At 66.1% G+C, this 12809-nt stretch carries 13 protein-coding genes; 7 read left to right on the top strand and 6 right to left on the bottom strand.

Annotated features, from left to right (window positions below; translation table 11 throughout):
• Window positions 1-88: 88 nt before the first annotated feature.
• The 5 genes from A3CQ_RS0141930 to A3CQ_RS61445 all read left to right on the top strand — a co-directional run bounded on the left by A3CQ_RS0141930 (window position 89) and on the right by A3CQ_RS61445 (window position 4165).
• Window positions 89-928, top strand: a complete 840-nt coding sequence (locus A3CQ_RS0141930; RefSeq protein ID WP_020516958.1) for an SAM-dependent methyltransferase — start codon at window positions 89-91, stop codon at window positions 926-928.
• Window positions 929-1070: 142 nt separating this feature from the next.
• Window positions 1071-2000, top strand: a complete 930-nt coding sequence (locus tag A3CQ_RS55940; RefSeq protein ID WP_020516957.1) for a JmjC domain-containing protein — start codon at window positions 1071-1073, stop codon at window positions 1998-2000.
• A 69-nt stretch (window positions 2001-2069) separates the two neighbouring features.
• A complete protein-coding gene (locus A3CQ_RS0141920; protein ID WP_020516956.1) occupies window positions 2070-2546 on the top strand; it encodes a glycine-rich domain-containing protein in 477 nt (158 codons plus the stop codon).
• Window positions 2547-2563: 17 nt separating this feature from the next.
• A complete protein-coding gene (locus A3CQ_RS0141915; protein ID WP_020516955.1) occupies window positions 2564-3346 on the top strand; it encodes a phosphotransferase family protein in 783 nt (260 codons plus the stop codon).
• 648 nt (window positions 3347-3994) lie between these two features.
• Complete coding sequence (locus tag A3CQ_RS61445; protein ID WP_020516953.1) at window positions 3995-4165, top strand: hypothetical protein; 171 nt, start codon at window positions 3995-3997, stop codon at window positions 4163-4165.
• Window positions 4166-4644: 479 nt separating this feature from the next.
• On the opposite strand, the gene A3CQ_RS0141900 is transcribed toward A3CQ_RS61445, so the two are convergent.
• On the bottom strand, window positions 4645-5124 hold the full coding sequence (locus A3CQ_RS0141900; protein ID WP_020516952.1) for a VOC family protein: 480 nt from the start codon (window positions 5122-5124) through the stop codon (window positions 4645-4647).
• Between the two features lie 39 nt (window positions 5125-5163).
• On the opposite strand from A3CQ_RS0141900, the gene A3CQ_RS0141895 reads away from it, so the two are divergent.
• Window positions 5164-6126 carry an AraC family transcriptional regulator gene (locus A3CQ_RS0141895; RefSeq protein WP_211216782.1) on the top strand — a complete coding sequence of 321 codons (963 nt, stop codon included), beginning with the start codon at window positions 5164-5166 and terminating at the stop codon, window positions 6124-6126.
• A gap of 403 nt (window positions 6127-6529) precedes the next feature.
• On the opposite strand, the gene A3CQ_RS55935 is transcribed toward A3CQ_RS0141895, so the two are convergent.
• Together A3CQ_RS55935 and A3CQ_RS0141885 are read right to left on the bottom strand one after the other, a co-directional pair.
• Window positions 6530-7162, bottom strand: a complete 633-nt coding sequence (locus tag A3CQ_RS55935; protein ID WP_020516950.1) for a TetR/AcrR family transcriptional regulator — start codon at window positions 7160-7162, stop codon at window positions 6530-6532.
• Window positions 7159-7581 carry an ester cyclase gene (locus A3CQ_RS0141885; RefSeq protein WP_020516949.1) on the bottom strand — a complete coding sequence of 141 codons (423 nt, stop codon included), beginning with the start codon at window positions 7579-7581 and terminating at the stop codon, window positions 7159-7161. Before A3CQ_RS0141885 ends, A3CQ_RS55935 begins: the two co-directional genes overlap by 4 nt.
• Before the next feature lie 639 nt (window positions 7582-8220).
• On the opposite strand from A3CQ_RS0141885, the gene A3CQ_RS0141880 reads away from it, so the two are divergent.
• Complete coding sequence (locus A3CQ_RS0141880) at window positions 8221-8481, top strand: hypothetical protein (protein ID WP_020516948.1); 261 nt, start codon at window positions 8221-8223, stop codon at window positions 8479-8481.
• Window positions 8482-8504: 23 nt separating this feature from the next.
• On the opposite strand, the gene A3CQ_RS0141875 is transcribed toward A3CQ_RS0141880, so the two are convergent.
• The 3 genes from A3CQ_RS0141875 to A3CQ_RS61440 all read right to left on the bottom strand — a co-directional run bounded on the left by A3CQ_RS0141875 (window position 8505) and on the right by A3CQ_RS61440 (window position 11748).
• Entirely contained in the window at window positions 8505-9014 is a 510-nt protein-coding gene (locus tag A3CQ_RS0141875; protein ID WP_020516947.1) for a hypothetical protein, read from the bottom strand.
• 319 nt (window positions 9015-9333) lie between these two features.
• Entirely contained in the window at window positions 9334-10392 is a 1059-nt protein-coding gene (locus A3CQ_RS59800; RefSeq protein WP_157296972.1) for a protein NO VEIN domain-containing protein, read from the bottom strand.
• Between the two features lie 450 nt (window positions 10393-10842).
• On the bottom strand, window positions 10843-11748 hold the full coding sequence (locus A3CQ_RS61440; protein ID WP_157296969.1) for a hypothetical protein: 906 nt from the start codon (window positions 11746-11748) through the stop codon (window positions 10843-10845).
• Window positions 11749-12809 lie beyond the last annotated feature (1061 nt).

Raw genomic sequence — 12809 nt, 5'->3', positions numbered from 1 at the left:
ACCGACAACGGCAAGCTCCGTCCCGATTCGCCGACTTCATGCGCCTGGTCATCGGCTGGCCAGCGCCGACGGTTCGGCGGGTGACCTCGTGAGCGATTCGGGCGTGACTGGACTGGACACGACGGTGCCGCACTCAGCCCGCCGATACAACTACTGGCTGGGCGGCAAGGACAACTTCGAAGCCGACCGGCACTCTGGCGACGCCATCGCCGAGCGCTGGCCGGACATCATCACGGCCGCGCGGGAGAACCGGTTGTTCTTGCGGCGGTCGGTGCGCTACGCGGTACGGCACGTAGGGGTGCGGCAGTTCCTGGACATCGGGACCGGGCTACCCACCGCGGACAACACCCACCAGGTCGCGCAGGCGATCGATCCGTTCTGCCGGATTCTCTATGTGGACAACGACCCGCTCGTGCTCACCCACGCTCGTGCCCTGCTGACCAGCACCCCAGAGGGCGGCTGCGCCTACCTGGAGGGCGACGTGCGTGTGCCGGAGAAGATCCTCGAGGACCCAGCCTTGCAGGAGACGTTGGATCTGAGCCAGCCCGTGGTGTTGATGCTCGTCGCGGTCATGCACTTCGTGTCCGACGCCGACGATCCATATCGGGTGGTCGCTACCCTGCTTGATGCGTTGCCGTCCGGAAGCCTGTTGGTGCTTTCGCACGCCAGCTACGACCTGATCCCCGCCGAGCAGGCCGCGCGGCTGATCGAGGAGGACTACCCCGGCAAGGAAGGTTTCCACAGTCGTACCCGGGCCGAGGTCAGCGCGTTCTTCGAAGGGCTGCGCCTGCTCGGCCAACCCGGGCCCGCCGGCGGCGGGTCGCGACGGCCCGGGTTGATCAGCGAATGGCGCCGCGGCCCTGAAGACGGGCAGGTGCCGCCTCGCTCGGCGGTGTCCACCTGGGGTGGCGTAGGGCGCAAACCGTGAACGCCTCAGGAGTGGAGCTGGCGACCTGTCTGAAGGCGCGGCGCGTCGTTCGGAAGCCCGCGCTGAACGTTTCCGATGTGCGCTCATCTGCAGATCGGACCTGACCTCTCCCACCTTCCGGAGGATGGATATGTCTCTAACGATGTTGTTCGGCGAGGACACGGTCAGCGCGATGATGACCGACTGGCCGATCAGGCCGGCGCTTCACCAGCCGCCCGCCGACAGCCGCATTCTCAGCATCGTCACCGCGGAGCTCATCAACGGTTATCTCGACACCGGGACTGCGCCAGCAGAGCAGCTCATCGTGATCAAAGACGGGGCAGCGCTGCATTCCCGGGCATACACCACTGACGGCTACCTCGACCCTGGCAAGATCGCGAAGTGGCGCAGCCGGGGCTACACCGTTCAACTGCGCAACCTGCACCGGTGGTGTCCAGCGGTGCACGCGATGTGCTCGGCGATCCAGAACGAGACCGGATACGGCTGCTACGCCACCGGCTTCGTCACCCCGGCAGGGGGGCAAGGTCTGCATCACCACTGGGACCAGAACATGGGCCTGGTCTACCAGCTCGCCGGCCGCAAGACCTGGCAGATCTGGGAGCCGGGGGTGGAAGAACCTCACCGTGAGCAGTTCGCGTCCAACACCTCGCCGGGCAGTGACGTCCTCGAACGCATGACATCGATGCGACCTGACTTCGAGTTCGACCTCGAGCCGGGCCAGATCTTGGTGCTGCCGCGCGGCTGGATGCACAACCCGCACGCTCGTGGCCAGGCCGAGGAAAGCGTCCACGTGACCTTCGTGGCCCGCGAGCGCACCGGCTACTGGATCGCCGGAAAACTGGCCCAGGCCGCGCTCACCTCGACCCCGCTGCGACGTGTCATCCCACCCACCAGTGTTGTCAATCCCGATGCCTTCGCCGGGCAGGTCGCCGAGGCGCGAGACCTGCTGATCGAGTGGCTGGCCATTGCCGACGTCAGCGCCCTGGCCGCCGAGCTGCTCCAAGCAGCACGAACCGAGCCGGACGTCGACTACGTCTCCCACGCGCCGCGACAGAGCCCCATCGGCCGATGATCGGCCCGTTCATTCGGGAGTTCCCCGGCGCATCAGGGCGTCGGTGACCCATACACCCAAGGAGGAGTCGTGACCCTCACGACCGCATTGCCGGTTCAGGCCGACAAGGACCCCCAGACCCTCGTCGACCCGGTGACCTTCGACAAGCTGGCCCTGCACTTCGCCGCGGTGCAGCATGTCTCCAAGCTCTACGCCCGGCGAGCCGTCGGGCAGATGCTGCTCATGCTGAAGGCGCACGCCCACGCGCAGCACGACCCCGACTTCGGCCGGCTGCTGCCGGACGGCCGGTCGTACCGTGTCGTCCCGACCGAGCCGATCGACGCGGCCTGGCACGTATCGCTGCAACACACCGAGCCGTACCTGGCCGCCTGCGAGCAGATCGCGGGACGATTCGTGCACCACGTGCCGATCCTGACCGAAGGCATGGCGGACGGCTCCTCCATGGAGTACACCCGCCAAGCTCTGAAGGCGACCGGCTACTACATCGACCCCGAGTTCTGGGACGGCGAGGCGAAGTCCTGCTGCCCGCCGAACCCCGGCATCTGAAAGGGCACACCTGACCGATGCGCATCGACTGGACCGCCCTCCCCGAGGCCGTCACGAAGGAAGTGGCAGGCCGACTCGGCGGATCTCACGCCACCCCCGCCACGACCGGAGACCACGCGGAGATAGCCGCCACCGTCACCGGGACGAACGGGAAAGTGTTCGTCAAGGCCGCCCAGAGCAACTTCGGTATCCGGTCACTGCGCTTCGAACTGCGGGTGAGTGAGGCCGTCAGCGGGTCTCACTCACCCGCCGTCGAGTGGCACTTCGAGGCGGCCGGCTGGCTCGTGGTGGGCTTCGAGCACTGCGAAGGCCCACACGCTGACCTGTCGCCGGGAAGCCCGGATCTGGATCTTCTGGGTGAGGCATTGACGACGCTCGGCGAGACCCCAGCCCCCGATGTGCCGTTGCTCAGCCCGAAGACGCGGCTCGGATTCGAGCACGTTCCAGCGATGGACGGCGACACGCTCATCCACACCGACCTCGGCCCAGCCAACCTGATCGTGACCCCACGCGGCCTACGGATCGTCGATTGGGCGATGGCAACCAAGGCCGCGCCCTGGGTCGAGCTGGCCATGCTCACCCCATGGCTGATCAGCGCCGGCCACACCCCGCAACAAGCCGAACAATGGCTAGCACAACACCCCGCGTGGAAGCAGACCGATCCGCAGCTACTGGACTACTTCGCGACAAAGAACGCCGAGAAATGGGCGACGAAGACGGCGGTATCGACCGCGGCTTGGATGCATGACCTCGCGGCCTGGACGTCCCAATGGGCAGCCCACCGGTGCCAAACCGGCTAGACCTCCTGACGGATTGACCCTCACCGCTGACCCGGACCCGGCACGCCATGGCTCGCACGATCATCATCGGTGGCGGCCGATAACCCCGGTCACCACATCTGCCACCCCTCTCCCCGAGGAGTCATCCCGCTCGCCTCGAGATGCCCGCGCGGGCCATCCTGGGAGTCCTGCCTGCCCGGCGAGGGCGGTTGTGTTCAGCGCCCTTTGGGGTCGGCGGCAGTTAGCGTGGAGCAGGTGTTACGACATGATCTGCTACGTGGCCTCAAGGCCGCCGCGACGCTTATCGCGAAGATGAAGGACGTTGATGTCTCCGACCTGACGGACGACGAGGTTCGCCCAGGTCGACGAGACTCTGACGCAGATCATTGGGGACGCTATCCGCATCCGGTCGCGGCTCAACAAGTAGCGCCCCAGGTGCTGGTGCCTTCTGTCCGGACTTGCCCCAACAGACTGGAGCGCGGACCGGCCGCATTTGCTCACGCTTGGCATGGCCGGCCACACCACGTCCGGCGTCATCGGCCGCCCGTCGCTCGGCACGGCGGCGAAAGGCCGTCTCGCCATGGCGAGCCTAGTCAGGACGTTCAGTGACACGTACGGCCTTTTAACCGACGCGGCGAGCTAGCGTTCCCGGCAACTAGCGTTGATCAAGTGCTCAGCCATGATTTACTCCGTGGCCTCAAGCCTGCCGCGACGCTGATCGAGAAGACGAAGGACGTCGACGTCGCTAACCTGACGGATGAAGAGTTCGCCCAGGTCGACGACACCCTGACGCAGATCATCGGGGACGATATCCGCATCAGGTCACGGCTCAACAAATAGTGCCCAGGGTGCTGGTGCCTTCTGTCCGGACCTGCCCCACCTGCCGCAGCCGTGGCCGGCCTTCCGGAGAGTGACCTCGCCAGCTCCCCCAGCATGGCTGGACCAGAGGCATTCGGCAACGGGCTTTATGGCGCCTGTGGATAACCGCGAGAATGCGCCCAGCGGGCGCAGCTCTGACACCAAGCACGCTTGTTCGCTGAGCCGGGGCCGAGCGTGGGTGCGGATGACTACTCATTTACGCCGCATTGCTTCCGCGCTCGGTTCCCCGTTGTGCGTTCTCAACGAACCTGATCCGGCGGAGACGTCGCTGAGCTGCTGCGGATCATATTCGGTAAGAAGCGCTGGTCGGGCGATGTCTCATCGGATCTGATCCGCCGCCGGATCATGCTTAGCGGACCAGCTGGTGGCGGAGGCGAAGGCTGCGCTTCCGCCGCGGGTGAGTAGGTGGGAATTCGGTGCCCGCCTCACCTCGTCGGCTGTTACGGGGCTTGTGCGGTCAGGCGCGGTTCGGAGTAGTGGCCGGTCTCGACGCCGCCGTCGCCAAAGACGACGCCGGTGAAGCCGTCGGTCGGCGCGGTGAAGTGGTAGAAGCGCAGTACCGTGCCGTCGGGGTCGGTGACGTCCAGGACGGCGCCGGTAGGCCCGTCGACGACGCCGCCGTGGGTGAAGCCTTCGGCGGCGCAGCGCGCGGCCAACCGCACGAGGGCGGCACGGTCGGTGGGTCGGAAGGCGACCACGTCGAAGCCGGTCAGGTCTGGTGTCGACGCGCACACCTCTCGATTGCGCAGGGAGATGTTGTACCGGCCGTCGCGGTCGATGAGACCGACGCCGCGCAGCGTGCCCTGCTCGACGATCTCGACCCACAGCCGCAGGTCGAGCAGCCGAGTGTAGAAATCGACGCTGCGGGCGAGGTTGGTGACGGGAAGCTTGACCTGCAACAGGCCCAGGATGTCGCTCATGCGATCGACACTAGGGCCGGACATGTGGACAATCCATGTGTGTCCGTCCGGGAAACCACAGTGTCCGTCCAGGCGCCCGTCGACGTGCTGAGCCTGCTGCTGCGGGAGCTGCGGTTCGAGAGCGCCGCGTACCGGTGGCTGGAACTCGGCGCCCCGTACCGGGTCCGGTTCGACCATCCGGGTCTGCGCGGTGTCCACATCGTTGCGCGCGGAGGCTGCGCACTCGTTCTCGACGACGGGACCGCCACCCCGCTCGGCGAAGGCGACCTGGTGATCCTGCCGGGCGGCGACCGCCACGAACTACGATCGCCGCCGGCGGTCGACTCCCTGGCCGTCCCGGTGGTGTCCGGGCTCGATGTCGCGATGCGCACGCCGGGAACCCGGTTGCGGATCGGTGCGTCAGCGGCGGACACCGTGGTGGTCTGCGGCGCGTTCCTCGTCGGCGAGCCCGACCATCCGGCGCTGCGTGGCCTGCCGGCGGTCATCCACGTGCCCGGCGGCAGCGGACTGAGACCCTACCTCGACGCGTTGAGCGCCGAGGCGTTCGACGGCGGGCCCGGTGCCGACCTGGTGATGGCGCGGCTGTCCGACGCGCTGCTGGTACGGGCGCTGCGCCACCACGCGCAGACCGTCGACCGGCCGGGCTGGCTCACCGGACTGCGTGACCCCTACGTCTCCCGTGCGCTCGCGGCGATCCATGCGGACCTCGGCCGGCAGTGGACGGTCGCCGCGCTGGCCCGCACGGCCGGACTGTCACGCGCGGCGTTCGCGGCCCGGTTCACCGAGCGCGTGGGGGAGCCGGTCATCCGGTACCTCCAGTCGGCCCGTATGCAACGGGCACGCACCCTACTCCGCGCCGAGCGCGCGACCATCGCCGCGGTGGCGGCCCGCGTCGGCTACTCCTCCGACGTGGCGTTCGCGGCGGCGTTCCGCCGCCACGTGGGCTGCACCCCGGGGCAGTGGCGCCAGTCCGTTCTCGGCGTCGCGCTGCCGACCGACTGAGCCGCCCGAGGGCCCGGCTACCAGGCACGTCCGAACCAGCGACAGAGGACGGCACCACCAGACCGCCCGGCCACCGTCTCCAGCGCAAGATCCGGCACGGGGTATCGGCAGCCTCGACGAACCCTGTCGGGTCTCAGAAATCATGTCGGATGACCATGCGGTGAGCTGGCTTGCGACAAGTAGATGGAGACGATCAAGGCGGTGCCGGCTTAGGCTGTCGCGCCAACAAAGATGCGACGTGGCTCGATGTCCCACGGATCATCCGCATGTGGGTTGTGCGTCGGACTGCTCGGCGCGGAGCCGGTACAGGCGGCGGCGCGTTGGGATAGGTGGTTCATCCCTGATCCTCGCGGCTCAGGGGCCTCGCGCAATGGTCGAAGCCGGCGATGCCCGGCTAGCGGCCCTACGTCGGCGCACCGGGTAGCAGCGCGTTCGCCATCGTGGTGGCGAGCCACGCCTCGTACCGCTGCAGGCTCCATCCCCGCCGGTGCACCAGCCGCACCTGCAGCTCGGGCGCGGTCAGCGTCCACAGCACGTCGGCGGCGTCCGCTGCGCTGAGCCCGGGGCGCAGGGTGAAGCGTTCGTCGAGTATCGCTGCGATCATCGCCGTACCCTTGAGGCGTTCGCCCTCGATGGTGTCGGCGAAGTCGCGGGCCGCGGGCTCGAGCAGGATCGGCAGCAGCGCGCCGACGCGCGCGTACATCTCCCGGCCGAGCCGCGCGTACAGGGCCAGGAACCGCCGTGCGTCCGTAGCCTCGCGCATCGCGGCCACCGTCGGGCGCTCCATGATCGGCACCGGCTCGTCGTCGCCGGCCAGGGCGGTGTCGTAGACGGCCTTGAGCACCGCCGCCTTGCCGCCGACGGTGTTGTACACGGTCTGCACACTGACCCCGGCGCGGTGGGCGATCGCGTCGACGGTCGTGCCCGTGTAGCCGCGGCGCAGCAGGAGCGCCCGGGCCGCCTCGAGCACCCTCTGCCGGGTGGCGCGGCGCTGCTCCGCCCGAACCTCGCTGGAGTAGCGCCGCGCTGTGCTCACAGTGCCACGGGCTCCGGCGTCGGCAGCGCGCCGACCTGCCAGAGCGCGGCGAGTTCGTCGCGCACGCCCCAGTGCTCGGCGAGGACGCCGTCGCGCTCGCGGTACATGTGCATGGCCGGCATCGCGTAGGGCCTTCCGGTCGCGGGGAAGCCGAGGTGGCCGCTGTTGTGCCGCCCGTGGGCGGTCGTGCGAAGGGCCACCGTGTCCCCGGCGGCGACCACCTCGTGCACCTCGTACCGCAGCTGTAGCACCCCGTGCAGGAACCCGAGGATCGTCAGATACCCGGGCCGGCCCTGCGGAGCCCACGGCGGCGCCCCGTGGTCGGTGAAGTCCTCGGCCACGAGCGGCCCGATCCGCTCCAGATCGCCAGCGTTCAGGGCGTCGAGCACGTCACGGGCGAGCCGTTCAACGGTGTTCATGTGGTCCTCCCAAGTGATCCGGAATCGGTAGAACCACCTTCCAGCGAACTTTACCGTCGTCACAACCTCGTTGGAGGAACTGGCGCCGACGTTCCACTGATTACCTACGGCGTCGAGGGCCTACGTGAGACCCGCCGAAACCTCAAGGCCAACCGAGAGCCGTTACGCGGCGTTACCGAGGACGCGGTACGCAGGCCGCCAGCAGCCCTCGGGCGGCACGCGCGGGAAACGTCAAGCCCGTCCGGATAACACTGATCAATTGAGACCCGCCAGATTACCTAGGCCGCCTTCCGGGCATACGTGTACATATCTGGCCCCTGCTGCCACCATGCACGAGAATCTGTCGGGAAAACCCGCCAGCTGTCCGGGATCCGCCAACCTCACGGAGACCGGACAAACCCTGGCGCGGGCTGGATCAGAACCGATGAGACGGATCAGGTAGGGACCAGATCTAGCGAGAAGAGATCAGGTCCACTGAGAACCCACACCGTCGAGTTCAACGGTGCCGTTGCCGCAGCTAACGGCAAGGTCACCGCACGAAGTACACGCCTGTAGTTCAACGCGGTACGCGCAGTTCGTGCCCGTCTTTGACCTCCTGACCGAGTTGAAGTGCTCGAACGTCTGTTCTAACCTCGGCGCATGGCGGCGCTTGTCGAGCAGTGGCACAACCGGAAATGGGGCATCGCCCGACGCAAGATCGACCTACTGCGGACCCCAACCGGCTGGCAGGTACGCGGCCGCAGGGGCAGCAGCGACGACCGAGAAGTCATCCACTACTTCGACAACGAGGACGATGCCCGGGCCATGGTGGACGCCATGAAACAGGCCGTACCGCCCCAGCTGGCGACCTGGGCGAAGGTGACCGACCGCGAGCCACCCCCGGCGGCCCCTCGCCACTGACCCCCTTGCACACCGTGGGGCCGCTACGCCCGGCATTTCGGCGCAAGCACGTAGCCACCGCACCAGGTCGGCGCCACACGGGTCACCTGCCAGCCGTTGTCCTCGCGAGTGAAGATCCGCCACGTCAGGGCGCGGCTCTGATACGACATCGCCCGGCCATCCACGCCCCACCACGTCGCGGAAACGTCCGCGGTGACCTCCACCTCGCCACCAACCGGCGAACCGACCGACAACGCCCCGAACTCCAGCTTCGACGGCGGCGGGTCGGTTCCGTCCATCGCGGCCCGGTACGCCTTCCACTGCGCCAAAAGCTGCTTCTGCCGACGGTTGTCCAGGATCGGCAACAAACCCTCCTGCTGGTTGTAACCCAGCGCCATGAGGTACGAGTCTGCTGCGGCATCCGGCGACGGCGCGCCCCGGCCGGCTTCGATGGTCAGCCGGGCAATCCATGCCAGCGGCACGCCCACAACAGTGCCGCCGCAACAGATCAACATCGTCGGCAGGAACACCAGCACCGTCCAGCGCCGCCCCACCGACCAACTCGCTAGTTTCCGGCGGTGGTACTCCTCCCACCGCCGGTATCCGTCGCCGAGTTTCGTGACCCGGCTCCGCAAACGCTCGACTACTGCGATCACGCCAGCAAGGTAGATCGCTGATGGTCGCTCGTCGATGCGTTTTGGATCGGGAAGCGCGGCTCGCGGCCGTGCGGCGCAAGACCAGGCTCTTGTGAGCCTCGAACCTAAGGATTACCGGCGACCCGGCCGGTGACGGTCGGGCGCGCTGCTCAAGAGCCATGTTGGTCGCCACGAGGGTGGCGCTGGCCAGTTCGGTTGCTGTACTTGCGTGCTGTACCTATAGGTACTCGCAGCCTTGATCGGGCAAGCGATAGCGGAAGCGGACTGCTCGCAAGCTGGAGTCGGCGGCGGTCCAGTCACGCCAGATCCGCCGCGAGCCACCCGAGGTGCTGTACCCGTTGGATCCATCCGGCTCGTACTCGATGCCACCGACGACGAACAGGTCGCATGAAACTCCCTCCCGGGAGTGATTCACCTCGGCGACCGTCAGCTCCACTTCCGTGGCGGCGAGCGTGCTGCCCTTGACCTCGACATGTCGGACCGCGCCGGTCTGTTTGTGAGTCAGCTCCAAGTCCCAGGATTTCTTCGTGCCGACGTCTGCGACAAGCCACCCTTCGTGCTGGTAGAAGGCCGCTGCTACTGCAACTGCGTGCCGTTCTAATGCACGTCGTAGAACGGCATCCGCGATGTAGCCGGCACCCCGGGCCGATCGCGGTGTCCTGCTGCTGCCCGCGCGGGTGGGGCGTTCCCGGGCGCCATCGGCGCCGCGTGTTCCCGACGATCCGGCCGGTATCTGTTCCAGGCCGGGAAGAATGTTGAGTAGCTCGGCTGGGAACTTGGTCATGTACCCCTGAGTTGTGCGTACTGGGCGTGAGTCCGAGAAGACGAAGGGGAAATAGAGGGACCCTTTGTGCTCGGCAGACAGTCTTGTGAACAGCTCACGTAGCTGCGGTTCCGCAGTGCGAAGCACGTCCTGACCGACTGGCGCTGCCAGTGCTTCGTAGCCACGAATTGGCATGCGCCAGCTTGCGCTAGGCGTCGGTGCGGTCCGCACTCGGCCGTATGTTCCGTGCGCTCGCCATACGATCTCGCCCTCCCGGAGAGGGCCAACTACTTCGCTATACCCGACGATCGCCGGGTAGCCAACCTGATTCTTGTGCCAGTGCAGGACGACGTCACCCTGCTGCGCATGCCGCACGAGGTCATAGGTCCAGTTCGGCCGACCGCTACCGTCTAGCTGCGGTGCATGAAGATCCTCTCCAAGATCCTCGCGGTCTGTGATCTCAAGCCAAAACCTCTGCTTCGGGTCGGATGCCCACCACTCGTTGACGGCCATGAGGACGGTTGTACCGGATCGACGCACTTCTGCTGTATCACCTACGAGGCCACAACCCGGCGAGCGGGCCAGGCTCACCCGTCGCCTCAAGGTCATGTTGTGGTAGCTCTCCACTACGCGATACCGCTCGTAGCCGGCGGGTGAGGCGGCGCCGAGGGGATTTGAACCCCATATACCTCGGCCCGGATGCCAATCGATCGAAGCCGGTAACTTCGGTCGCTTGAGCTGCGACAGGACTGCCACTGTCTGACACAGGTTTACAGCGCTTGCGGTGCTCTCTTGTGCCGGATCTGTGCCAGATGACCTTGCGGCGCCTGCGGCAGCAGCCTACTCCCCGAGGAGCCGTTCCGCTCAAACCTTGCCCCGCGAGATGCCCGCGAGGCCCCGTCCTGGGAGCCTGCCTGCCCGGCGCGAGCGGTTTTGTCCAGCGTCTGTGGTGCCCGACGGCAGTTAGCGTGGAGCAGGTGTTCGCGGTCCAGGTGCTGGTGCCTTCGAGGCTGTGCCAGGCGGCGCCGCCTGTGTAAGCGGAATTGGCAGGAAGTCAAGGAATTGCCCAGGGCTGCGACAACCACCGTCGAATTCGCTTGTAACCACGGCGTAGTCGGACGCTGGAAGCCAAAAAACTTTACCCGGATTCTCGCCGGGGCCGTAATCAGCGAAGGTTAAAACGAACGCGCCACCGCTGGCGCGACCGATTAGGTAGCTTTCTATCTCCTTGGCCTTACCTGGGGCGCTGCATACACCAATCCTGTCGCGGTTCAGAGCTACAATAAATACGGGAGTAAGTGATCCAACGAGGACAGTCGAGACGATCAGGTGGCGGTCTCTAAATTCGCTCGGCCAGGCAAGCAGCTCTTCGGCTACAGATTGCCCTTGGAAGCGGAATGCGGCACCGTTGACCGCTAACGTAAGTAGGAGGAGAACGGCAACGGTGATTTTGTATCCCCGGCCGTTGACTAAAGATTGGATCACAGTCGATGACGGCTTCGTTCTCGCCAGTAGGACAACCACCACGGTCGTCAAGCCGATCAAGAGTGCGGTTCGAAATGGAGGCCATAGGACCGCTGCTATTTCTCTGGGCCAGCCAGATTCAACTTGACGCACTAGTAATGCAATCAACAAGCACATCGTGATTGTGACAATTCGGCCGACGAGGCCTCGTTTTCCCCCTATTACATAGAGGGCAAAACATAGGTAGCCTGCTGCCGCAATGGTTACCGAGTAGAACGCACCAACGACGAGTCCCAGAGAAAGCATCTGGACTTGACCATACCCCACTTCTTCGGGACGAATTCCGATCACCGCGAAGAAGCCGTCAAACCAAGGCCTTACGAAAGCGTAGCCTAGCGTCGCCATGCCGGCTAACCCCGGGATACCGACGCTTATGAGCCACTTGCCGAAGCCATCGCCATTCTTTGGCTCGGGATCGTCGTGCTGTCCAGACTGTCGCGGAGCACCTTCAGGGCTGGATGCGTGCCCCTCCAAGGGTTGGTACGGCGGCGGAAGCGGTTCAGCGGTCTGCGGCGGCGGCCGTTTGACCGATCGAAGAGCTAGTATCACGCCCGCTGCCGCGATCCCCCCTTGAGGGCCATGGACCAAGGTTTCATGTGGCAACTCCGATCGTCTCAGATGCCGGGGGTGGACGCGATAGCGCGACACGCAGACGAAGGGTCCGCTGTTCGCGCAACGACCTCGGCAACACCCACGACGCCAGAATGGGCTGTTGGCGTGCTGCTATGTAAGCCACTGGCTGTCGGATCACGGACTGGTCCTTCTCGCTCAGTCGGACAAGATCCGGCGTACAGGCCGACTCGTCCGTCGCTTTCAAGGTCACCGCCTCCCGCGACCAACTGACCAGGGTGTATCGATTGTGGCCAATGGTCAATGTTGGTCGTTATTGGTCGCCCTCGGACGCCTTGGGGACGCCCTGACGCCCTGGAGACGCCCTGAGACCCCTCACCAGAGGGGTCATCCCGGTCGCCTGGGCTCCGCCATGTCGGACCACCGCCCGGGCGCCAAATAGCCCCACCGTTTGACGCCCGGGCGGTGGTCTGGCATCCCCTCGGGCAGGCGACCGGGATGGGCCCGGACAGCGCACCGCCGCCGTCGGCCGAACCTGGGCCGCATCATCCCCGGGAGCCTGCCCGTCCGGCGAGGACGAGGGGTTCGAAGGCGCGCTTAGCGCAGGCAAAGCGACTTACGTCCGTGTAGTTCAGCTGCGATAGAATCTTGGGGCAGCTCCACCACAGAGGGCGACGAGCGGAGGAGCTCGGCATGGCTGATACTGCGGATTTGTTTTCGGTGTTGAAGTCAGCGGGCGTTTTCCCGACGATCGACGCCGCCGCGATGTTCCCGAAATTCGACACGGCGAGCATGTTTCCCAAGGGCAGCGCCATCGCCACGTTCCCGACGATCGA

The sequence above is a fragment of the Paractinoplanes globisporus DSM 43857 genome (assembly GCF_000379645.1).
In the GTDB taxonomy this organism is placed as follows: domain Bacteria; phylum Actinomycetota; class Actinomycetes; order Mycobacteriales; family Micromonosporaceae; genus Actinoplanes; species Actinoplanes globisporus.
This window is presented reverse-complemented; position numbering and strand designations above follow the sequence as displayed.